The 21,518-nt window shown below is 34.8% G+C and carries 24 protein-coding genes, 1 tRNA gene and 2 pseudogenes; 14 read left to right on the forward strand and 13 right to left on the reverse strand.

The features are described 5' to 3' along the window. Positions 1-9: 9 nt before the first annotated feature. Genes OPR43_RS05585 through mdh form a run of 6 tightly spaced genes read left to right on the forward strand, consistent with a single transcriptional unit; the run spans position 10 to position 3,046 of the window. A complete protein-coding gene (locus tag OPR43_RS05585; RefSeq protein WP_265034470.1) occupies positions 10-264 on the forward strand; it encodes a hypothetical protein in 255 nt (84 codons plus the stop codon). Positions 265-267: 3 nt separating this feature from the next. Continuing rightward, positions 268-636: an HIT domain-containing protein gene (locus tag OPR43_RS05590; protein WP_265034471.1), complete on the forward strand. Its 369-nt coding sequence runs from the start codon at positions 268-270 to the stop codon at positions 634-636. An 18-nt stretch (positions 637-654) separates the two neighbouring features. Beyond that, complete coding sequence (locus OPR43_RS05595; protein WP_006279576.1) at positions 655-1,008, forward strand: NADH-quinone oxidoreductase subunit A; 354 nt, start codon at positions 655-657, stop codon at positions 1,006-1,008. Between the two features lie 3 nt (positions 1,009-1,011). After that, positions 1,012-1,527, forward strand: a complete 516-nt coding sequence (locus OPR43_RS05600) for a NuoB/complex I 20 kDa subunit family protein (protein ID WP_265034472.1) — start codon at positions 1,012-1,014, stop codon at positions 1,525-1,527. Beyond that, the gene (locus OPR43_RS05605; RefSeq protein WP_265034473.1) at positions 1,520-2,092 is read left to right on the forward strand and encodes an NADH-quinone oxidoreductase subunit C; all 573 of its coding nucleotides are present in this window, start codon (positions 1,520-1,522) and stop codon (positions 2,090-2,092) included. Before OPR43_RS05600 ends, OPR43_RS05605 begins: the two co-directional genes overlap by 8 nt. Positions 2,093-2,095: 3 nt before the next feature. Next, positions 2,096-3,046 carry a malate dehydrogenase gene (gene mdh, locus OPR43_RS05610; RefSeq protein ID WP_265025950.1) on the forward strand — a complete coding sequence of 317 codons (951 nt, stop codon included), beginning with the start codon at positions 2,096-2,098 and terminating at the stop codon, positions 3,044-3,046. A gap of 14 nt (positions 3,047-3,060) precedes the next feature. Here the strand turns inward: mdh and OPR43_RS05615 are convergent, their stop codons facing one another. The 4 genes and pseudogenes from OPR43_RS05615 to OPR43_RS05630 all read right to left on the reverse strand — a co-directional run. After that, positions 3,061-3,849, reverse strand: coding sequence for a TatD family hydrolase (locus OPR43_RS05615; RefSeq protein ID WP_265034474.1), 789 nt, complete (start codon positions 3,847-3,849; stop codon positions 3,061-3,063). Then, entirely contained in the window at positions 3,846-4,340 is a 495-nt protein-coding gene (locus OPR43_RS05620) for an RNA pyrophosphohydrolase (RefSeq protein WP_406832574.1), read from the reverse strand. The genes OPR43_RS05615 and OPR43_RS05620 overlap by 4 nt, the downstream gene beginning before the upstream one ends. Further along, a complete protein-coding gene (locus OPR43_RS05625; RefSeq protein WP_265034475.1) occupies positions 4,327-5,001 on the reverse strand; it encodes an ATP-binding protein in 675 nt (224 codons plus the stop codon). Before OPR43_RS05625 ends, OPR43_RS05620 begins: the two co-directional genes overlap by 14 nt. 376 nt (positions 5,002-5,377) lie before the next feature. Further along, positions 5,378-6,161 (reverse strand): annotated as a pseudogene (locus OPR43_RS05630) (IS110 family transposase); the annotation flags it as partial. A 217-nt stretch (positions 6,162-6,378) separates the two neighbouring features. Here OPR43_RS05630 and OPR43_RS05635 point away from each other — a divergent pair. From OPR43_RS05635 to OPR43_RS05665, 7 genes and pseudogenes are all read left to right on the forward strand, one after another. Then, positions 6,379-6,766 (forward strand): annotated as a pseudogene (locus OPR43_RS05635) (toprim domain-containing protein); the annotation flags it as partial. 383 nt (positions 6,767-7,149) lie between these two features. After that, positions 7,150-7,326 (forward strand): hypothetical protein, encoded by a 177-nt coding sequence (locus OPR43_RS05640; RefSeq protein ID WP_265025955.1) that lies wholly within the window; start codon positions 7,150-7,152, stop codon positions 7,324-7,326. Continuing rightward, entirely contained in the window at positions 7,320-8,396 is a 1,077-nt protein-coding gene (locus OPR43_RS05645; RefSeq protein ID WP_265034477.1) for a recombinase family protein, read from the forward strand. Before OPR43_RS05640 ends, OPR43_RS05645 begins: the two co-directional genes overlap by 7 nt. A gap of 4 nt (positions 8,397-8,400) precedes the next feature. Next, positions 8,401-8,553 carry a hypothetical protein gene (locus OPR43_RS05650; RefSeq protein WP_265034478.1) on the forward strand — a complete coding sequence of 51 codons (153 nt, stop codon included), beginning with the start codon at positions 8,401-8,403 and terminating at the stop codon, positions 8,551-8,553. Further along, complete coding sequence (locus tag OPR43_RS05655) at positions 8,546-9,094, forward strand: hypothetical protein (protein WP_265034479.1); 549 nt, start codon at positions 8,546-8,548, stop codon at positions 9,092-9,094. Before OPR43_RS05650 ends, OPR43_RS05655 begins: the two co-directional genes overlap by 8 nt. Before the next feature lie 187 nt (positions 9,095-9,281). Continuing rightward, entirely contained in the window at positions 9,282-10,121 is an 840-nt protein-coding gene (gene prmC, locus OPR43_RS05660) for a peptide chain release factor N(5)-glutamine methyltransferase (protein ID WP_265034480.1), read from the forward strand. Further along, entirely contained in the window at positions 10,097-10,228 is a 132-nt protein-coding gene (locus tag OPR43_RS05665; protein WP_265034481.1) for a hypothetical protein, read from the forward strand. The genes prmC and OPR43_RS05665 overlap by 25 nt, the downstream gene beginning before the upstream one ends. Before the next feature lie 63 nt (positions 10,229-10,291). On the opposite strand, the gene OPR43_RS05670 is transcribed toward OPR43_RS05665, so the two are convergent. The 8 genes from OPR43_RS05670 to OPR43_RS05705 all read right to left on the reverse strand — a co-directional run bounded on the left by OPR43_RS05670 (position 10,292) and on the right by OPR43_RS05705 (position 18,507). Next, positions 10,292-11,146 carry a P44/Msp2 family outer membrane protein gene (locus OPR43_RS05670; RefSeq protein WP_265034482.1) on the reverse strand — a complete coding sequence of 285 codons (855 nt, stop codon included), beginning with the start codon at positions 11,144-11,146 and terminating at the stop codon, positions 10,292-10,294. A gap of 116 nt (positions 11,147-11,262) precedes the next feature. After that, positions 11,263-13,290 carry a type IV secretory system conjugative DNA transfer family protein gene (locus OPR43_RS05675; RefSeq protein ID WP_265025960.1) on the reverse strand — a complete coding sequence of 676 codons (2,028 nt, stop codon included), beginning with the start codon at positions 13,288-13,290 and terminating at the stop codon, positions 11,263-11,265. A 30-nt stretch (positions 13,291-13,320) separates the two neighbouring features. Next, positions 13,321-14,313, reverse strand: coding sequence for a P-type DNA transfer ATPase VirB11 (virB11, locus tag OPR43_RS05680; RefSeq protein WP_265034483.1), 993 nt, complete (start codon positions 14,311-14,313; stop codon positions 13,321-13,323). A gap of 1 nt (position 14,314) precedes the next feature. Beyond that, entirely contained in the window at positions 14,315-15,751 is a 1,437-nt protein-coding gene (locus OPR43_RS05685) for a TraB/TrbI/VirB10 family type IV secretion system protein (protein WP_265034484.1), read from the reverse strand. Between the two features lie 16 nt (positions 15,752-15,767). Continuing rightward, a complete protein-coding gene (virB9, locus tag OPR43_RS05690) occupies positions 15,768-16,568 on the reverse strand; it encodes a P-type conjugative transfer protein VirB9 (RefSeq protein WP_265026659.1) in 801 nt (266 codons plus the stop codon). Further along, entirely contained in the window at positions 16,555-17,235 is a 681-nt protein-coding gene (locus OPR43_RS05695; RefSeq protein ID WP_265025963.1) for a VirB8 family type IV secretion system protein, read from the reverse strand. Before OPR43_RS05695 ends, virB9 begins: the two co-directional genes overlap by 14 nt. A 72-nt stretch (positions 17,236-17,307) precedes the next feature. Further along, entirely contained in the window at positions 17,308-18,390 is a 1,083-nt protein-coding gene (locus OPR43_RS05700) for a GTP cyclohydrolase II (protein ID WP_265025964.1), read from the reverse strand. Between the two features lie 29 nt (positions 18,391-18,419). Next, positions 18,420-18,507 (reverse strand) — tRNA-Leu (locus tag OPR43_RS05705). Positions 18,508-18,697: 190 nt separating this feature from the next. Here OPR43_RS05705 and OPR43_RS05710 point away from each other — a divergent pair. Further along, positions 18,698-19,963, forward strand: coding sequence for a metallophosphoesterase family protein (locus OPR43_RS05710; RefSeq protein WP_265034485.1), 1,266 nt, complete (start codon positions 18,698-18,700; stop codon positions 19,961-19,963). A 27-nt stretch (positions 19,964-19,990) separates the two neighbouring features. Here the strand turns inward: OPR43_RS05710 and dnaA are convergent, their stop codons facing one another. Next, positions 19,991-21,373, reverse strand: a complete 1,383-nt coding sequence (gene dnaA, locus OPR43_RS05715) for a chromosomal replication initiator protein DnaA (RefSeq protein ID WP_265034486.1) — start codon at positions 21,371-21,373, stop codon at positions 19,991-19,993. Positions 21,374-21,518: the final 145 nt, after the last annotated feature.

Genomic DNA, 21,518 nt, shown 5'->3' on the forward strand with positions numbered 1-21,518 from the left:
GGGAATGTTATGAGTGAAATAAAAATAGAGGAAAGACATCATAGTCTAACTGTTCCTGGGGATATGTATCACTTACAACCAGGAGTTATTACTGGAAAAAGGGTAAGTGGAATAGAAACCTCTTTGAAAGAACAGCAGGACATGGTAAAAGTAAGGGAACTTGTAAGCTCTTTAAATCTTGAAGATGCTTCTGGTGAAACGATAAAACCACTATCTACACCTAGTGTAGAGAAAAACGAAGGAAGAGGGAAAGGTCGCTCTTAAAATATGAGCAATGAAGTTTATGATAGCGATAACATCTTTGCTCAAATATTAAGAGGTGAGTTACCTTGTGAGAAGGTACATGAAAATGAAAATGTACTGGCTTTTTGTGATAAGTACCCTGACGCACCAGTTCACATTTTAGTTATACCAAAAAATCAATATGTTTCATATGATGACTTCATTCTAAAAGCTCCTGAAGAGAAGATAATAAGTTTTTTCAAAACTGTTAGAGAAATAGCACACAAATATAATCTAGAAAAAACAGGATATAGATTAGTCACTAACTACGGTGAAAATGGAGAGCAGGTTGTACCACACTTTCACGTGCATATTTTAGGTGGTAAAAAGTTAGGAAAGCATGTAAATTCATAGTGTTATATGTTTTGTTAAATGAGCGAATACTTAACCATAGTAATTTTTATCTGCGTATCAATTGTAGTATCTTTTGCTTTAGGTATATTGCCTATGTTTCTTGCAGTGAGTAAGCCAGATGGTGAAAAGCTTTCCACATATGAGTGTGGCTTCAATCCACTATCCAGTGCAAGAAAAAATTTTGACATTAAATTTTACCTAGTTTCAATATTATTTATAATATTTGACTTAGAAATTGCTTTTCTTTTTCCTTGGGCTGTTTCTTTATCTAAGATAAGCTATGGTGGATTTTGGTCTATGATGGTATTTCTTGCAATACTCACTATAGGTTTTATCTATGAATGGTGTAAAGGTGCATTAGAGTGGGAGTAGTTTATGACAAATCAAATTCTATCTAATGATGACTGGGGTCGTTATAAAAAAGAAGGGTTTCTTGTTACTAAATTTGGTGATTTAATAGATTATGTAATGAATTGGGCAAGGTCTGGTTCATTGTGGCCAATGACATTTGGTCTTGCATGTTGCGCAGTTGAGATGATGCATACTGCATCCAGCCGTTATGATCTTGATAGATATGGTATAATGTTCCGTGCAAGCTCACGTCAATCAGATGTGATGATTGTTGCTGGCACACTAACTAATAAAATGGCAGCAGCATTGCGCAAGGTTTATGATCAAATGGCAGACCCGAAGTATGTTATTTCTATGGGAAGTTGTGCAAATGGTGGTGGTTATTACCATTACTCTTATTCAGTAGTCCGAGGCTGTGATAGAATTGTGCCAGTTGACGTGTATGTCCCTGGATGTCCACCAACTGCTGAGGCATTGCTATATGGAATGCTATGCCTACAAAACAAAATAAAACGAACTCAGAATATAAAGCATGGATAAAACTGCAAGGCATATACAAAAAAAGACCAAGTGTGAGTGCATTCAAAAAGATGATGGCATTATTGTAATATATTCAACTTTAGATGAAATTGAAAAGCACTTACTCTTTCTACGTGATGATGAAAAGTGTAGGTTTGAACTATTAGTTGATATTTTTGGAGTTGACTATCCAAATAGAGAGAAGCGTTTCGAGCTAATATACAATCTGCTCAGCATTGTGCATAATATTAGAGTACACATAAAGCTTCAGTTATGTGAAAGCGACATACTTCCAAGTGTAGCGAAGATATTTAGCACAGCTTCGTGGTTTGAGCGTGAAGTGTTTGATATGTATGGAATAGAATTCTCTGATCACCCTGATTTGCGTAGGATTCTAACAGATTATGGATTCAAAGGTCATCCAATGTTAAAAGATTTCCCTCTCACTGGTTATGAGGAAGTAAGATATGATATAGAGGCAAAAAAGGTTGTATATAATCCTATAGATTTACCGCAAGATTTTCGTATGTTTGATAGCCTATCACCTTGGGAAAGTAAAACCATAAAAGTAAATACAAAGGAGTAGAAAATGACAGTACAAAGAAAAAAAATATCTTTAATCGGTGCAGGAAATATCGGTGGAACTCTCGCCCATATGATTGCACTAAGGGAACTCGGTGATGTTGTTTTACTTGATATTAGTGATGGAATACCACAAGGTAAAGCACTCGACATAGCAGAATCATCCCCTATTGATGGATTTAATGTCAATATTACTGGGACAAATAGGTATGAAGATATAAAAAACTCCGATGCAATTATAATAACCGCTGGCATTGCCAGAAAACCAGGAATGAGCAGGGATGACCTCCTGCAAACCAATGCTAAAGTAATGAAGGAGGTTGGCGAAAATATTAAAAAACATTCTCCAAACGTGTTTGTAATAGTGGTTACCAACCCTCTGGATGCCATGGTTTCAGTGGTGCATAAATTTTCAAACCTTCCAGCTAATATGGTTGTTGGAATGGCAGGAGTGCTTGATTCTTCCCGTTTTCGTTATTTTCTTGCAAGTGAATTAAATATCTCAGTTGAAGATATATCTGCTTTTGTGCTTGGAGGACATGGTGACACTATGGTACCACTCATTAATTGCACTTCTATCGCTGGCATTCCACTTACCCAAGTTATCGATATGGGTCTCATTACGCAGAAAAAAGTTGATGAAATAGTTGAACGCACTCGCAATGGCGGAAAAGAAATAGTTGATCTGCTTAAGTCTGGATCTGCATACTACGCTCCTGCATCTTCAGCTATATGCATGTTAGAGTCATATTTAAAAGATAAAAGGCGTATATTACCATGTGCTGCTTACCTTAATGGTGAATATGGCGTGAAAGATTTGTTTATTGGTGTTCCTGTAATTATTGGAAAAAATGGAGTTGAAAAGATCCTAGAAGTTAAAATGAATGATAGTGAACAAAAAATGTTTAATAAATCTGTAAACTCGGTGAGAGAGCTGGTGAAATCTTTAGGTTCATAAGCAAATTAATGGTTTTATAGAGTTTCTTTGAGCTTAAGTTTCGTAAACAGCCTAAAAAAGTTGCTTGTGGTTACCTCCGCTACTTGTTCTGGTGACTCATTCCATAATTCTGCCAAACAATCAACAACGTATTTCACCATTGCTGGTTCATTCTTTTTTCCCCTATAGGGCTCGGGTGATAGATACGGTGCATCAGTTTCGACTAAAACACGCTCGCGCGGTACATTTTTTGCAATTCCTCTGAGTAAGCTCGCATTTTTAAAGGTAATGATCCCAGAAAATGAAATGTATAATCCTAAATCTATAGATTGATAAGCAAGCTCTTTAGAAGAAGCAAAACAGTGCATCACTCCACCAAAAGTACCGGTTTTCATTTCTGACTTTAACATATCAATCATCTCATTATCAGCATTTCTAGTGTGAATAACCAAGGGTAACCCAGTCATTCTTGCTGCTTCTATGTGTGATGCAAAACTTTTTTTTTGATTGTCTTTGTTGCCAGATTTATAAAAATCTAACCCGGTTTCGCCGATACTAATTACCTTTTGATTTTTGGTAAATTCAACTAATTCATCAACATGTATACACTCACCGTTTTCTATGGCAGCATCAAGTGGATGCACACCAACAGAGGAGTAAACTTGATCATAGGATGAAGAAATTTTTAGTAATTTAGGAATATCATTAACGCTTATGCATATGTTATGCAAAATCTTTACACCATTTTGCTCTGCCCTTGAAATTACTTTTGGTATTTCATCATCGGAAAAATAAATCAAGTGGCAATGAGAATCTACTATCATGAGCTTATTGTTGAGGCTTTTATTGTAGAAGAAAACTCTTCTATCACTGTTTTATAAACTTCTTTTTTAAATGATATAGCACTGGCTACTAAACTATCTACACTTTGCCAACGCCACTCTTTGAACTCTGGATGATCAGTATAATTAATATCAATATTCTTATCCTCTCCACAAAACTTCATTAAGAACCACCTTTGCTTTTGACCAGAATATTTTCCATTCCAGCATATTGGTATAACTTCTTCAGGCAAGTCGTAGTATATCCAATCTTTGTTTTTAGCTATAATTTCTGCTTTATCTGTACCAACTTCCTCTAGCAACTCACGTAACGCTGCTTGTTCCAGTTCCTCACCATCATCAACCCCTCCCTGTGGCATCTGCCAGTAAGAGTCGCTATCAAAGCGTTTTCCAATAAAGACATGTCCTTGTTTGTTAAATAGCATTATGCCAACACAAGGACGATATTCACTTTTCTGCTTAATCACAAGCATCCCCTGTTGTTAAATTATTTGTTATGGAAGTTTTAATTAATTTTCCATTTCTTTCTTCCTTCATCTCTTCAATAATTTTCTTTGCAACTTCTTTTGCACTTAAATTTGAGTTACCAATTTCAAGTGTACCTTCCGGTATAAATAGCCTTTTCCCTTCAATTCTTTTCATAGCAAAATCCGAATCAGTAATTTTATTTTCCTGGTACCTTTCTTCTGATTGAACACGCTTTACCAGTTCCTCATTATTACAATGTAATACTACAGGAAAAATTTTTACGCCCATTTTCTTACTTAAATTTATCACGGAGTTGTATATCTTCTGATCATAGGGATCACCCTCTATCAATTCATTTGTAAATATATAATGTTTTAATTTTACGTAATATTTTTCCAGTATTGCTAATATATTTTCTCTGACTGCAAAAATTTTTTCCCATAGGTCATCTGGAACTTCAGCATTCTGTAATTTAACAATATCAAATATAATATTATTGAATAGATTATTGCTTACTATCACCGCATCAATGATTTTACACAGTTCCTTTGCAGTAGTAGACTTACCACTACCTGGAAAGCCGATTAAGTAGATGAGAGTCTTGCCCATAATGAATACTAGTAAAAAGCTATTCTCAATTATATAAAAAGTATGTACATTGTACATGCTAAAAACATGATGATAAAATAGATGCAGGTAATACCTTTAACGAACAGTCGCGTTGAAAATAGATACTGTCTTTACTGTCAACAAATTATTTGACTAAAAAGATAAAAAATAACAAAACAACTTAAGATTACATCTTCTATAAATTAGTGTAACTGTGCTTTTAGTTTGTATAGGCGCACAGTTACACTAGCTTATCATCGTGTCTTCTTATACAATAAGGCTTATTTTGTAAGATAACCGAGTATCTCTATCAAAATGAAATGGTAGGGTACAACCTATATAGCACTAGAACTCTAAGCACGGTCTTTTATGTTAAATAGTATATATTTCAAAACCGTTGAGCATAAGCTCATGTTACTCCTTATTGTTAAAATTATTTCACTAAATCACTATTGAATGGTTGATTGTTTTTAAGAATACCAAAAAATACATGCATTAGTTTTCTCATCAACGCAACAATTATAACCATTGGGCATTTTCCTTTACTTGCTAAACGCTGGCAAAACTTTTGAAAATGAGAATTACGATTTTTGACTACTATAGCCGGCATATAAAGAGCTTTGCGAATATGCTCAGATCCTATTTTACATATTCGACTTTTTTTATTTACTGATGATCCTGATTGGTAGTGCTGTGGATTTAGACCAGCAAAGGCTGTGAATTGCCTAGCATGATCAAAATTATCAACTAATGGCATTTCCGCAACAACAGCAATAGCAGTAATATGTCCTACACCTTTCACAGTCTTAAGGTTTTCTATCATATTTTTTAGGTGTGGGTAGTTATTGATATGCTCATTAATTTCTTTCTCTAGGTCAGAAATTTGTTTGTCTATTGTAGCAATGACCTCAAGTATGGCTTGTTGACAACGGGAATCCATATTTTTATTTTCCAAGCGATTCATCTGTTGCAACTTGTCATCTTTAAGTGCTTGCAAACAACGATAAAGTTCTCTTAAACGCTTGACTTCAGGAGGAGCAGGTTTCCAAAGATTAGGTTTATTAGCAATACAAAATCTAACTATCATAGCTGCATCTGACTTGTCTGTTTTGTTTCTAAGTAACTCACTTTTGCCAAAAGCTTTCTGGGTTTACTACACTTACATTATGTCCCAGATCATACATAAAGGTAACTAAATCTTCGCTATAACAACCAGATACTGTCTCTACTGTCAACAAGTTATTTGATTAAAAAGAATAAAAAATGACAAGAAAATTTAGGCTTACATCTTCTATAAATTAGTGTAACTATGGATAAGTACTTTTAGTTTGTGTAGTCGTACTTATCCATAGTTACACTAGCTTTTTCACCAAGCAACTCTGTCAAAGTTAAAGCAAAATGATACAATGTAATCTACTATAGTACCAGCATTCATTTGATGTTAAAACGTTGAATTATGTTTCACCAGAAATAAGACCTCTATACAATATTCCAGGCATTCTGAAGTCTGATAAAGTTATTTTGGTTGAAGGAGAAAAATGTGCTGAAGCGCTCATAGAACAAGGAATTACTGCAACAACAGCTATGTCAGGAGCAAACGCACCAATTGATAAAACAGACTGGTCACCCCTTAAAGGTAAGCATATTATTATTTGGCCAGATAATGATGAAGCAGGCAAACGATATGCTGAAAATGCTGCCAAAAAGCTGTCAGATCTTGGTGTTGCATCACTTGTTACTCTTAAGATTCCAACAAAATAAACCAAAAGGTTGGGATGCTGCAGATGGTGTGTTAGAAGGAATAAATGTTGAAGAGTTTTTAGCTTCAACCCCATGTATAAATTTACCTGCTACTAATACTCCAACTACTGATATTCTAAAGACGAAGAGATTTGTTTCATTTCCTGCAAGACAATATTTGAGTGACAAATCACCAATGCCGGAGGATACAATTGCCCCAAGAATCTTAACTCCAAGAGGACTTTTAGTCTTTGCTGGTGCACCTAAGGTAGGAAAAAGTGACTTTCTTATTTCTTGGCTATTTCATATGGCATCTGGGACTCCGCCAACAATATTGCAAGAAACCTAAAACTAGAGAAAACTATTTTCCGAAAGCTTCTACAAAAAGAACGGAGAGTTGAATTTATTTATAGAGCTAGTGACCAAATAACCATATGTCTCGATGAATAATAAATGGGAGAGCTCGTGGGCAACAAGAAATTAACAGTTCGTATTAATTGTAGTTATGAAGTTAATCGATTAGCAGAGTTGTATCTATTAGATGCATATGGAAAATTGGTGTTAAGTAAACCAATAAAAGTGAGCAAAAAGGAAGAAGACTCTGAATGTAAGAAAGTAGATTTGAGGAGGGTTAAATGGTAACAGTGAGTTTATATGCAAGGGTTTCTTCAGGGAGACAAGCACAAGAAGGTACAATAGCAAGCCAAATTGCTGCTATAGAGAATCAAATTAGTATGGATGGACATAAATTATTAAATGAATATAAATTTATTGATAATGGTTATAGTGGTTCTAACATAATCCGTCCTGGTTTGGAAAAATTACGTGATAAAATAGCAGAGGGTAACCTTGATAAGGTTTATATTCATTCTCCTGATCGTTTATCTCGCAAGTATGCATATCAGATGGTATTACTTGAAGAGTTTAAGAAATTAGGAGTAGAAGTCATTTTTTCAAATTATCAAATTAGCGATAATCCGGAATCTCAACCACTATTACAAATGCAAGGTATGATAGCAGAATATGAACGTGCAAAAATCATGGAACGAAGCCGACGAGGAAAGATTTATGCAGCCAATAATGGTGATATAAGTGTAATGAGTGCTGCTCCTTATGGCTATCGTTATATAAATAAAAATACAGATACAGGACAAGCATTATTTGAAATTTATGAAGAAGAAGCTGAAGTTGTTCGTAAAGTATTTTTTTTGGTAGGACGAGAAAGAGCAAGTATAGGAGAAGTATGCCGTAGGCTAGGTGCTATGTCCATTAAGACACGAACAGGAAAAGAGTATTGGGATAGAGCTGTAGTTTTGAGTATGTTAAAAAACTCTGCTTATAGAGGAAAAGCAGCTTTTGGTAAGATAAGGTTAGGCGTAAAATTAAAACATATAAGACCCAAAAAGAACTCCTGCGAGCAACCAAAAGATAATTATTCTACTTATCCTGTTCCAAAAGAGGATTGGATTTATATTAAAGTACCTAGTATAGTAAACAAAGATTTATTTGATATAGTTCAAGAACAATTAGCTGAGAATAGAAAAATAGCAAGAACAAGACAAAGAGGAGCAAGACATTTATTGCAAGGTTTAGTAGTATGTAAGCTTTGTAATTATGCATATTACGGTGCTAGTATTGCAAGGAATAAGGAGGGAAAAAAAACTAATATTCAGGTGTATTATCGTTGTATTGGCACGCCGTTTTGGCGGTAATAAAATGTGTAACAACAAATTAATTCGTACAGATACATTAGACATGGCTGTTTGGGAAGAAGTAAAGCATCTACTAGAAAATCCGAATAGAATATTAGAAGAGTATAAACGAAGACTTTCAGAACTTACCACCAGATCAAAAAAGCGCTTTGCTTGAAGCACAAGAAGATAAATTGAAACGAGGTATTGCAAGATTAATTGATAATTATGCTCAAGAGTATATTAATCAAGAAGAATTTGAGCCAAGAATTAGAGCAATGAAACAAAACTTAAAAATGGTTGAAGAACAAAAGAAAAAGATATTTGATCAGAAAAAACTCACAGAAGAGTTCACTCTAATAGTAACAAATTTAGAGGGGTTTTCCTCTAGTATTAACTCAAGTCTTGATAATGCGGACTGGCTAACTAAACGTGATATTATTAGGACATTAGTTAAGCGAATAGAGATTAATTTCGAGAATGTGAACATCGTTTTTAGAGTAAAAGAGCTTCCAGACTCTTCTCATAGGGAAAAAGACCAATACTTGCAATGTTGTTGTAGGGGTAGGTATGACGGTTCGCGGCGGCATAGTAACTCGTCATCCCGCTACTTGTTAGCGGGATCTAGAGATACCGCGAATGAATCGCGGTATGACGGTTCACGGTGGCATGACGATAACCTCGTCATCCCGCTACGTGTTAGCGCCGCGGCGGCATGACGTAGAGCTCGCGTTAGCTATACTTTTATACTCACCAACTTAGCTGGATCCAAGTAGTCAAGCTACTTGAATCTGCAGATTGCAATGTTCGTACAGTTGCGTGCTTGACACTGGGATTTAGTGCAGCTACCCTAAACTGGAAGCTCATCTTGCTATTTTTGGCTGAAAGGAATACATTTTTAGAATAATGAAAACAATCAGCACTTTAATTCAAGAAGGATCGGAGTTATTATCGTCACATAAAGTTGAATCACCACATTTAGATTGTGAAATCATCATACAGCACGTACTTGGAGTGGAAAGATCATTCATAATTATGAACCATGCTGATCAAGTGCCGATGGAGAAAGAACTTTTATTTTGGAAATTAACAAAAAAAAGAGCGGAAAGATATCCAATATCGCAAATAATAGGTAATCGTGAATTCTGGAGTAAAAATTTTATAGTTAACCAGCATGTTTTGGATCCAAGACCAGATAGTGAAACATTAATCTCAACAGTGTTAAAATATTACCCAAATAAAAAGCAGAGAATAAAAATTGCAGATTTTGGTACAGGCACAGGTTGTTTATTGATATCCGTACTTAGTGAGTATGAATATGCCGTTGGTATCGGTTTTGAAAAAAGCTTGGAAGCATACAAAGTTGCCTATCAGAACACAAAGAAACATAATCTCCTCAGCAGAGCCAAAATATTTCCAAGCTCATGGACAGAGTGCAGCGATTTATTTGATCTGATAATTAGCAATCCTCCATATATAAAAAGAAGCAAATTAAAAGACCTGCAAGCTGAAGTGCAAAAAGAGCCAAGAATTGCTCTTGATGGTGGTATTGATGGTCTGAGTTGTTATTTGAGTATTTTTCCAATATTGAGAAAGTGCCTTAAAAAAAATGGGTTTGCGATATTGGAGATAGGTGAAGATCAAAATGATATTGACAAAATAATACCCTCATACGAATTAGCTTTTCAGGAGTACGTACATGATTTGGCAGGAATGAAGAGATGCATTGTTATGCAAAAAACATAGCTAATGTTTTTTTGTATTATCTCCTTCATCCCATATTATCCTATGTCATCCCAGTACCCTCTACCTCGTCATCCCAGTGCGTGACACTGGGATCTATATTTAACTAGATCCTATGGTCAAGCCATAGGATGACAGGAACGGTTTTATGCATTTTTTAAAGGGCAACATGTTTAAGCTTTGCTGGCAAAGTGGAAAGTAAGACCAGCTTCTATGCCGTGCGTATGAAAAAAGCTGTTCTGTATGGTAGTAGATACTAAATTCTTCTCATCTTTTTGTTTAGCCATTCCACCTTTTGGCTTACCTGCGCCATTATCAGAATTGGGATCCCACTGTAAGGTTTCTAGTTTGCACTCACTGCTACCAATAGCACCAAAACCTCTATATCCAATATGCATATTTACATCTTCGTTTATGCGATAATCAAGGCCAGCTTTTAATTGACCTGCGGGTCTTATTGACGATTTTTCAAACATTGTCATTCTTGTTGCACCGATTCCAATACCAACGTAAGGAGAAAAAGAGAAACGGTCACTTTTCCAATGATGATAAACATTTGCCATTACAGATATGTTCTCAATTTGGTCATGATTGACTATTGCTCCATAGCTCTCTTCTGGTCTAGCTTTATCCCTTGTGTAGGATATTGTCATCTGGCCGCTTGTTAAACCAATATTATCCACTTTTACAGAAGAATACATCCCTTCCAATTCAGCCCTATAGCTGTTGTTACCCAATTCTCCTGTGTAACCAAATGCCACATTTGCAGCAAAAGGTGGATTATAATCTCCTTTATACTTACTTAGTGACTGACCTTCTGTGTTCTGAGCACTCCTGTCATTTACAGATACATTATTGGTAGCTGTAGCAGCAGTATCTCCAATTTTTGCTTTCAACTCACCCATGCCATTAAAAAATTGACCGTAATATCCACTACCAAAGTAAAACCCCTCTGTTTCACTTGCAAAAGATTGTTGTGACAACAACAAAGCAAGTGCTGTAACCGCTAATGTTTTTTTATTAATCATTACTACTCCCCTAGTTAAAATAGCTAATCTAATACTAATTAATTAAAAATGGCTTAATATGAAAAACCTAATTATTTGCATAACTTGCACTTTTCTAAGCTAAAAAATAGGCGAAGTCAACCTTTATCTTCGGCTTTATCATCATTTTTTAATTTATCGTCAATATCCTCATCTTCAAATTCATCCTCCTCTTCTTCGTCATCGAACCCATCATCGCTCCTATCCTCATCTTCTTCGTCATCATCTTCAAACTTATCGTCAATATCTTCATCATCAATATCTTCGTCTGCAAATTCATCTGATTCATCATATACTGCATCTTCTGTTTTAGTTTCAGCAGGATAATCAACTGAATTAGGCCCCTCAAGAGCATTATTCCCCTCATTATTAACCTTATCTTTGCTCGCAGCGGCAGAAAGAACTTTGTTTGGGTCATATGGTTCTTGTGTAGGCACACGAGTTTGTTTGAGCAGCCTTCTTGTGAAGGTGGTATCACTGTAGTACAAAATTTTCTTTGATTTAATTGGGTAAGTCGACTCTATTAAAATTATCTGATCGTCACGTGGCAACATAATAACTTCTTGAGGCAATAGCAATGCTCTCTGTGTTTCAGAGATATGTAATGACCTTGAAGCAGGATTTAAATCTAAAAATTTAGGCTTATTCAACGATTCTTGTTGTACAGTTTTGTTTCCTATAAGTTGCGATATTAAATTAGCTGTTTCAATATTATTGGCTGCAAAAGTTATTCTGTAAGTCGAGTTTGACAAAAAGGAGTTCATTCCTGCTTCTTCGTATATTCCTTTGAGCTGCTCAGTATCTTGAACAATTAAGAATAATCTAACTCGATAACCACGAAAATATGCAATACCTGTTTGAAATTGCTCCATTTTTCCAAGCGTAGGAAACTCATCCATTAAAAACAATACGCCATAAGGCTCGTCATCTGATGGCAATTTTCTACATAAAAACTCAGTTGCCTGTTGGTAAAAAACCTGCATTAAAGGCCTGAGCCTAGTCAAGTTGTCAGGAGTTAAACCAACATAAACTGTAATTTTCTTCCTTTTAAAATCTAGAATATTAAAGTCACTTGACGCAGTTGCAGTATCAATCAATGGGTTTGCCCACAGTTCAAGCGATGAGTTCATGGTTGATACAACACCCGACCTTTCTTTATCAGCTTTTTGTAAAAAAGCTGCAATATTCATATATGCTACAGGGTGTAGTATTTTACCCATTGTATCAAGAGCAACAGCAAGATTATAAACTACGTCATCACTACGCATCGTACGCACAACTTCACCAAAAGATTTAACTTTCTCTGGTGCAGCAAGTAAGTATAACACCACTCCAACAAATAAGCTTCTTGCTTCATTTTGCCAAAAGTCTTGTTCAGGCATGATCAGGTTAGCTATTTTCTGCACATCGTCAACCATCTGTCCAGGTTTTTCACTAATCCATTGTAATGGATTGTAACAGTGACTTATTCCATCTGGCTGCGCTGGATTCCATACGTATACTTTTTGTCCTTGTCGTTCTCGCCAACCACTTGTTATTTCATAGTTTTCTAATTTTATGTCGTGTACAATTACCGAGTCAGTCCAAAATAATAAATTAGGAATTACAAAGCCAACACCCTTACCAGAACCTGTAGGTGCAAATAACAATGCATGCTGAAACCCATCAGCAATGAAGTATCCTCTTTTATCTTTACCAAGCAATAATCCCTTTTGGCTTCTTAATCCTGCTTTTCGTATGTCTTTCTCTGATGCCCACTGCGAGTCTCCATGAAGTGATTCTTTCTTTTTAAACGGTCGCCACTCAATTATCCTTTCTCTTAAATTCCACAAAATAATCATTAAAACAACGATAGGCAGTGCAGAAGATATAATTAATTTGATTTTGAGCTCAAGGCTATATAACTTTGGATGATGCCAACAATATTGTATATGATCAAAAATCGTTGGCCAAAGAGCTTGAGGGAAAGGCGTCAAACTAGGATTAATTGCCTTAAAATCCACAGCATCTGGACCATCAGCAAACAGAACAAACAATATACCAGATAGATAGAAGCAAAAGTCAAGTACGCTAAAAGCTACTACACCTCCTACGAGAATATTACGCAGGTGATTTCCATTACTCATAAACTACTCTTCCTTAACTTATGTATAAATTTAAGCATTTTCGCTCGCAGATCTAGTAAATAATATCTCAGAAATGCTTCTTTTGCCCCCACCGGTTCTTTTTAGCTGAATAACAATATCAATCACATTTCTAATGTATGGTATGATCTGATCTGGAGGAATGCCAAGATTTGCCTGCATAACCATCAATTTTATTTGCTCAAGGGCCATTGTTGGACTATCCGCATGAAGGGTTGATACTGATCCAGGGTGACCAGTATTTATTGCCCTGAGAAAGCTAAAAGCTTCCACCCCACGAAGTTCACCAACTATTATTCTATCTGGCCTTAAACGTAAGCACGCTTCTATCAAATCTTGAGTGGTTACTTTTGCTCTGCCCTGCCCTCCTTTAGAGGCAATTAGATGGACTTTATTGGGATGTTCGTTCAAAACGATTTCCCTTGCATCCTCAACAGTAATAATTCTTTCCTCAGCTGGAATAGCACGCAAAGTAGCATTAGTAAAAGTAGTCTTACCAGTGGAAGTTCCACCGCTAATTATAATATTTTTCTTACTTATTACAGCGTATTCTAAAAACTCTTTTATTTTCTTTTGTTTTAACAGTAAATCCAAATGACGGTCAACTAGATTATCAGTTGCTTCTGTAACAGTTTCAGAAAAAGCCCCCATTTTTTCGTAATCATCGAGTGCTAATTGCATGCTAGAAGGCTTACGAATCGACATTACTACTTTATCAGGCTCGCACGCTGGCGGAAATACTATCTGTATACGATAACCATTTGGTAATGTTGCTGAAAGTAACGGCGCTTCTTCGCTAAGTTTTTGTTCTGTAGCTTGAGCAATCAGTCTGCCAAGAGATTTCAAATGGTTAAGATCGAATACTTCTAATTTTTCACACCTTATTTCACCGCGATTTTCAATCCATACTTCCTTTGGCTTATTTATTGATATTTCATTTACGCCTTCTTCTTGAAATATGCCTTGTAATGGCTCCAAATATGTATCAAGTGCAGCATAATTCATTTCATTGATTTAATATTGCCTGTGAAGGAAATACTATATCTTGGTTAACAAATACTTTCAATGCAGTGCCTTGATCAACATAAATAGTTGGTTTTTTATCTGTAGATCTGCCTACTATATCCCGCATGTCTTTAGAAAAATCATTGATTGATTTCCCGATTGCTTCATCATAAACAGACTTGCTTTTTCTTTGAAATTGTTGTAACAGTTGATTTACATTTTCCAGGCTTATAGTCACCTTGTCTTCCTCAATTTCTAGCGCTTTTGCTATTTCCTTTTTCATTATTTTCAGCAAATCTTGCTCATTTTTAGCATTACGAATTTCTCCAATAGCTCCAAGGCCCAGTTTCCATTTATCACTAGATTTACCCTTTGCTGCTTCACCAATAACATCTTTGAATGAAGAAAAATCTATTTCAGTTACAGTGATGGATCTCACCGCATCCATAGGAGTTAGCGTACCAATAAGATTAGAGGCCTTTTGTCCTACAACAGCTGAACCAATTGAAACACCAGCAAGTGCCACTGAAGAGAATAATGCACTTACTATTTTATTATCAACTATTCCTGCAATTCCTGCTCTACCAAGCTCGTCAGTACTAAGTGATGAGATAGCAATATCTATTCCATGTGGCATAATCACTCTGTTCCAATTTATATTTACACGGGCTCTTGCAACATTCGAGTCAAATGAATAACTGCCTATCAATCTTGAGCCTTTAGGTATTAAAACTGTATCACCAGTTTCTGCATAAACATCTCTACTCACCATAGCACGCAGCATTCCTTGCAGATCAGAATTTATTGCAGTTTCAAGAACAGCATCAATAATTTTACCTTGAGTAATCATTAAACCAAGCTTTCCTACTCTGGTAGCTTTGCTCGATTGTGCTGAAGTAATAGCATCAGCAGCCTTGTTCTCCCCACCATCACTTGAAATTGTTAACATTTGTGCACTACGTCTGTCTCTAGGATAACCGCCACCCCCTATTGTAGGAAACGAGGTAGGTAAATTGCCCATAACATTACTAGAAGGAAAATTTTGCTTTGGCAAAATAGGTATATTTGACACAGAGATTTCTTTTGGTTTCTCTTCTTCTTTTTTTATTGGTTTTATTTCTGGTATGATTTGTGGTGTAGGAAGAGGAGGTAAGGGTGGTAAGGGATCAGTTATTATTCTTTCAGGAACCATTACATTATCTGGAACTTGTTCCAACTTTCCTTTCAATTCTTGAACGTTTTGCTTTGTTTCCTCTTTTTTAATAACTTCTAAACCCTCTTTAGGAGAAGGACTAAAATAGAGATAATACACTCCACCAACCAGAAGCACTAAAATAACGACCATCAATGCCCTATGACCTTGATTAGAGCCAACTGTTACTACCTTGTTCTCTATTTCTGATTCATCTTCTGAATTGTTACGCCTTTCTTTATTCATATTGCATGTACCACAGCTAAAGTGACCTATTTATAATTTCAACTTCACCATCTTCATAACGCATAAATAGCTTTTTATGTACTCCTTTTATTATAACATAATCATCAAATAACAGCCTTTTACAAGGTTTATCCTCCTCTTCTACAAAAATCTGAGGTATTTTATTATTATTTCTAAATTTTAAATAGGTTAAATAACCATCATCAAATAGCTCAATCGGAACTATATCCACATTACCACCTTCATCAATATATGTATAATTGTACTTCGTATCATTTTCTTGTATTATTTTTTCTGGCTTGTCTGTAGTATATTGCATTTGAGTAGGTAAAGAAACCTCATCTAAATCAACATCAAATTCACCTTCTTCTTGAGGATAATAAAAACGTACTACGTAAGATATATCCTTTTCAGCAGAATAATCATGATCCACTTTTTTAGCATCAGTATCTGGGTATTTATCGTAGTTTGGCCTTGAGATTAAATCAAAAATGTAATTTCTTTTTTTAGTTGTCGTAATAATCATGTTAGTGCGACTACTAACTTCAAATGGCATGATAAGCAATTTATTGTCATAAGGATTAATTTTCCAACTTGATGCATCACCAACAGCAATATTTTTAACTTTTTCTCCTTCCGCAAATTCAATATAAGAATAGTAACCCTGACTAAAAACCACCGTAAATACTTCATTAGGGCTATACACAAAAGTCTTTATTCTACTATCTACAGAAATAGGCTCATTATAATTAATGGATGCGTTCAAATTGCCACTTATAAGTAAAGCTAAAACTAATAATATCCTATACATATTCATCATCTACTCTATATGAAATAACTTGAAATCCTAATGGGTTAATATATCTTTGCTGATCATCCATTTCAAGCGATGCATATCTATATGACATAATAACTATCTTATTTTTTCTTGTGGAACTTCCATCTTTCCGTGTAAATTCCACAAAAAACCTCACCTGAAGAGCATCGTTACCCAATTTTTGAATTGAGCGAATTTTAAATCCACTTTTGGTATCTGAGTATAAATTAAAAAGATCATCCATATTCTGCGATCCTACATAATTTCTAAATTCATTATACACATTAGGTGAGGAAAACAACCTCACCTTTGTATAATAGTTATAATTATAATGATATGGATCAAAAACCTCCCTTGCTTTTATATACTCTGAAATAAAATAATCGTTTAGCGCTTCATCTGCAGAATACTGTTTTACTGTGACAGGATCAACCAATTGCACTATTCCTGATTTCTTGTCAATTTCTATAACAAATGGCTCAATAGTGCTACTTGTGCTAATTTTAAATATGACTAATATGCTGATAGAGATCGTTGCTAATAATATTAATGCAAATAAAAGTAGAATATTCCTTTGAGCAATAACTGTGCTGTAGCGGTTTGAATTCCAATTTATATCCTTATCTAAGGATTCAGTATTTTTTTCTCGCTTAAAAAATCTTAGCATTTTAGTATTCCTAAAAATCTTAACTTATGTTAATAAACATAGCAAATTAACAAAGTAGTTACAACAAAAAAGCTAAAAAACTCTTAATCTATGGCCTAGCTTACTAAACTTTGTCTCCATATATGAATCGTTATATTTATTACGTTCCACAATAAGTGGTAGACACTTTGTAACTCCTATACCACTACTTTCCAATTCTGACAATTTCCTATCATTGTTTGTAAGTAATTGGATTTTGTTAATGTTCAATTTCTTAAGCATTTTAGCTGCAACAGCAAAACTTCTTTCATCATCTTCAAAACCCAATATTCTATTTGCATCAACAGTATCAAGATTATGTCCTCTTTGCATACTGTACGCTCTTAACTTATTAGTTAAACCAATGCCTCTTCCATCTTGCATCAAATACAATATAATACCACTTCCAGAGTCAGCTATCATTTGAATTGCTTGATGTAACTGACTTCTGCAATCGCATGATAAGCTATCTAACAAGTCACCCGTATAGCACGAAGAATGAATTCTCACTAATGGTTCATCATCTTTATCTGGATTGCCAATGATAATTGCATGATGTTCTCTTCCGCCACTTTCGGTTCTATAAGATATGATATTTACTTCTTGAGTCTGTTTTAAAAATAATGATGTTTTGCACACTTCATATACATCCTGATTTTCTTGAAAATTATTTATGAATGACGTGTCCAGTGCAATAACGTCATTTTTCTCGCACCAATTTCGCATTTCATGGTTATTCTCAAAAATCATATCAGCCACTAACGCGTATGGCAATAATTCTGAGAACTTAAGCAAGGCAATAGCACATTCATCTATTGTCTTTGAGCATTGCAACTCTTTTATGCAATCTTCCTTTGAGCAGTTTATTAAATGGAGCAGTTCATCAAAATTATTCACCAACAGACGTTTGCTATTATGTTCTTTATTCTGAGATATGTATTTTACCTTACTTGAAGTTAAAGTAACATATACATTACTTGATATAAGCTTGTATTGATTAAATAAATCTCTTTCTAAAGCCTCAGCAGCAGCGAACAATAGGTAATTACTTTCATCATATATTACAATTGGCCGACCGCGTCTGATTTCGCTGATAGCTCTTTCTACCTTATTGCTACTCTGATTTCCTATAAACATTTTTACCCATATTAAACAGCGATAAAAACTGGTGCGGCCGAGAAGACTTGAACTTCCAAGGCCTTATGAGCCACAGCGACCTCAACGCTGCGTGTCTACCAATTCCACCACGGCCGCACTATATTCTAGTTTTTATATAATTATTTTAAATTACTTAATCATTTTAGAATTTTTCATCTAGAGTGTCAATCTGATACTAGAATAATTTAGAAATTACCTGTATAATTTGATTATGAATTTTGTGATTATAAATTTTAATCATTTAAGATAACCTTACTACTAATTTTTAACTTAGGTTTTTATACAAATGAATATAGCTAATATCTTTATTTTTTTAGCTCTCTCTCTTATAACTAGCTTTCATTTCGTCCATGCACAAATATTATACACATGGTCTCAAGTTATCCCAGAAAATAAATTAAGCATACGTGCAATTACAGACAATGACATGTGTCCCATTGTTTATGTCGATGGCGAGGAAATAGAAATGCTGAATCGCAGCTCAATTAACAATGGTGATCATAACGAAACAGTTTGTGAACTGACAGTACAAACAAGTGCCAAAAACATTAGTATTGAGGATCTACGAGTTCCTATATTACCAGAAAAGGTTAATAAAATTGCTTTTATTGGTGACACGGGTTGTAGAATAAATATGTTATTTCAGCAGGAATGTAATTCGGTAGATAGCTGGCCTTTAAAAAAAAATTTAGATTCAATCGCCCTTCATAAACCAGATTTAATTATCCATGTTGGTGATTATCATTATAGACAAACAAAATGTAGAAATACAAAAAAGTGTGGCGATATTTATGGATATAATAAAGAAGCTTGGTACGCTGATTGGTTTGAGCCTGCAAAGGATATTTCATTACAATCCCCTTTCCTTTTTGTTCGTGGAAACCATGAGAGTTGTGATAGAGCTTATGAAGGATGGCTCAGATATCTAGATTCATACCCTTTTTCGCCTGAAAAATGTGAAAATCTTGTTTCTAGTTGGTCTTTAGATGCTGGACCGATGAAATTTTTTATCTTCGACTCTTCATCCGGTGAGGATATTTTTACAACCCAAAGCACAATTGATGCTTTTGAAAGGCAATTTGATAAATTGATACAAGATAAGCCCACGTGGTTTTTAACTCATAAACCGCTTTGGAGATCTCCAAAAAAAGAATTTTTGACATTAAAAAGCCATGGTAATCTTACACAAATTGAAGCTTTTGGAGATAAATTTCCAAGCAATGTTACTACCATAGTTTCTGGCCACATTCATATAGCCCAGATTTTATTAATGGATAATGCTCCAGACCAGATTATAGTTGGAAACGGTGGTGCATTATTACACGCTCAAGATCAAGAGCCTGTTTATCAAAATGTAGAATTTGACTATTCAAATGGTAGAAACTACTTAGCACACGAGGTTAGAAACTTTTTCGGTTTTGGCTTTGCAATACTAAACTTAGATGATCACAAATTTACCTTCTATAATCAACACAATAAGGAAATGTATTCTGCGAAGCTAACAGAAGATTTTAAACTTAAACGGATTAAAACTATAGTCGATTCATTTTAGGACTTGTTATTAGCTATTTTAAAAACGCTACTTAAACATTTTTTTTAATCGATTGATTTCATCAGCAAATTTTGAGTCGGTCTTTATAAAATTTTCTACTTGTTTTACTGCATGTATAACAGTAGCATGGTCTCTGCCACCAAAGTTTCTCCCAATATCTGGTAGGCTTTTTTGCGTAAATTTTTTGGCAAAATACATAGCTATTTGTCTTGGCCTTGCAAGACTGCGAAGCCTTCTATTGGATTGCATATCTGCAACCTTTATATTGAAAAATTCAGCTACTTTCTTTTGTATTTCTTCTATTGTGACTGACCTATGATTTGACCTAAGAAGATCGATTAGGGTTTCACTAGCTGATTCTACCGTCATACTTCTTCCAATTAATGAGGTATGGGTAATCTTATTTAATGCTCCTTCTAATTCTCTTATATTAGATTTTATGTTCCTTGCTAAAAACTCTAGGACATCTTTCGGAACATACATATTCATCTGCTCCACTTTTGCCTGCAATATACCAAGCCTTAATTCAAAAGTTGTTTCATTAATATCTGCCACCAACCCCCAACCGAGTCGTGATCTTATTCTTTCTTCCACTCCATCAAGATCACTAGGAGACCTATCAGCTGATATAACCAATTGTTTATTTTGGTCTATCAATGCATTGAAAGTGTGAAAAAATTCTTCTTGTGTACTATCTTTACCACTGATAAATTGCACATCATCTACCATCAATACATCTACTGATCTAAATTGCTCTTTAAACAACATAATATCTTTGCTTCGCAGCGCTGTAATATATTGGTACATGAATTTCTCTGCTGATAAATATACTACTTTTCTTTTTTCTGATGGGGAATTGACTATGTGCCAAGCTATAGCATGCATTAGATGTGTTTTACCAAGTCCCACTCCACCATATAGAAACAAAGGATTGCTGCCTAATATTGGATCTATAGATTCTGCCACACGCTTTGCCGCCGTAAATGCTAATTCATTTGACTTTCCTACCACAAAATTATCAAAAGTGAATCTGGGATCCAGTGGTGAACCAAGATTATGATTACTTTCCTCTCTGTTTTTTAGTATAACATTAGAATTTGAATTCCTTTCCTCAATTACTTGAATATCAATAGAACATATACTTTTATCTTCGCTTTGCCATAATGATAGTATTTTTTTCATGTAATGAACTGTAATCCACTCTTTTATAAACCTTGTTGACACGGATAAAAGAACTTCCTCATTTCTGCTACTGATAAATTTTAGCGAACTCAGCCAGCTGTTATATGTTGCTTTTCCATAAAGATTATAAAGACAATTTTGGATTTTTTCCCAAGTAACATTGTGATCCGTTACTGTAATAATCTGATCAAAAAACATAGTAGAAACCTTAGGGCTAGTTAAGTTCATATACCACACCAAGAAAAAAGCAATAATTAGAAAAATATAAGACAATCAATAGCTTACTGCAAAATGAAAAGCTAATACTACTTAATACATACTAAAAATTATGGTGATTTTTTGATGGGTTGTAAAGGGTATAAAAACACTAAAA

This window comes from Wolbachia endosymbiont (group A) of Apoderus coryli (genome assembly GCF_947251615.1).
In the GTDB taxonomy this organism is placed as follows: domain Bacteria; phylum Pseudomonadota; class Alphaproteobacteria; order Rickettsiales; family Anaplasmataceae; genus Wolbachia.

Bases quoted from the DNA above. Each gene is read 5' to 3' on its own strand.
- OPR43_RS05585 (WP_265034470.1), top strand. From the start codon at position 10: ATGAGTGAAATAAAAATAGAGGAAAGACATCATAGTCTAACTGTTCCT.
- OPR43_RS05590 (WP_265034471.1), top strand. From the start codon at position 268: ATGAGCAATGAAGTTTATGATAGCGATAACATCTTTGCTCAAATATTA.
- OPR43_RS05595 (WP_006279576.1), top strand. From the start codon at position 655: ATGAGCGAATACTTAACCATAGTAATTTTTATCTGCGTATCAATTGTA.
- OPR43_RS05600 (WP_265034472.1), top strand. From the start codon at position 1,012: ATGACAAATCAAATTCTATCTAATGATGACTGGGGTCGTTATAAAAAA.
- OPR43_RS05605 (WP_265034473.1), top strand. From the start codon at position 1,520: ATGGATAAAACTGCAAGGCATATACAAAAAAAGACCAAGTGTGAGTGC.
- mdh (WP_265025950.1), top strand. From the start codon at position 2,096: ATGACAGTACAAAGAAAAAAAATATCTTTAATCGGTGCAGGAAATATC.
- OPR43_RS05615 (WP_265034474.1), bottom strand. From the start codon at position 3,849: ATGATAGTAGATTCTCATTGCCACTTGATTTATTTTTCCGATGATGAA.
- OPR43_RS05620 (WP_406832574.1), bottom strand. From the start codon at position 4,340: ATGCTTGTGATTAAGCAGAAAAGTGAATATCGTCCTTGTGTTGGCATA.
- OPR43_RS05625 (WP_265034475.1), bottom strand. From the start codon at position 5,001: ATGTACAATGTACATACTTTTTATATAATTGAGAATAGCTTTTTACTA.
- OPR43_RS05645 (WP_265034477.1), top strand. From the start codon at position 7,320: ATGGTAACAGTGAGTTTATATGCAAGGGTTTCTTCAGGGAGACAAGCA.
- OPR43_RS05650 (WP_265034478.1), top strand. From the start codon at position 8,401: ATGTGTAACAACAAATTAATTCGTACAGATACATTAGACATGGCTGTT.
- prmC (WP_265034480.1), top strand. From the start codon at position 9,282: ATGAAAACAATCAGCACTTTAATTCAAGAAGGATCGGAGTTATTATCG.
- OPR43_RS05665 (WP_265034481.1), top strand. From the start codon at position 10,097: ATGCATTGTTATGCAAAAAACATAGCTAATGTTTTTTTGTATTATCTC.
- OPR43_RS05670 (WP_265034482.1), bottom strand. From the start codon at position 11,146: ATGATTAATAAAAAAACATTAGCGGTTACAGCACTTGCTTTGTTGTTG.
- OPR43_RS05675 (WP_265025960.1), bottom strand. From the start codon at position 13,290: ATGAGTAATGGAAATCACCTGCGTAATATTCTCGTAGGAGGTGTAGTA.
- virB11 (WP_265034483.1), bottom strand. From the start codon at position 14,313: ATGAATTATGCTGCACTTGATACATATTTGGAGCCATTACAAGGCATA.
- OPR43_RS05685 (WP_265034484.1), bottom strand. From the start codon at position 15,751: ATGAATAAAGAAAGGCGTAACAATTCAGAAGATGAATCAGAAATAGAG.
- virB9 (WP_265026659.1), bottom strand. From the start codon at position 16,568: ATGAATATGTATAGGATATTATTAGTTTTAGCTTTACTTATAAGTGGC.
- OPR43_RS05695 (WP_265025963.1), bottom strand. From the start codon at position 17,235: ATGCTAAGATTTTTTAAGCGAGAAAAAAATACTGAATCCTTAGATAAG.
- OPR43_RS05700 (WP_265025964.1), bottom strand. From the start codon at position 18,390: ATGTTTATAGGAAATCAGAGTAGCAATAAGGTAGAAAGAGCTATCAGC.
- OPR43_RS05710 (WP_265034485.1), top strand. From the start codon at position 18,698: ATGAATATAGCTAATATCTTTATTTTTTTAGCTCTCTCTCTTATAACT.
- dnaA (WP_265034486.1), bottom strand. From the start codon at position 21,373: ATGAACTTAACTAGCCCTAAGGTTTCTACTATGTTTTTTGATCAGATT.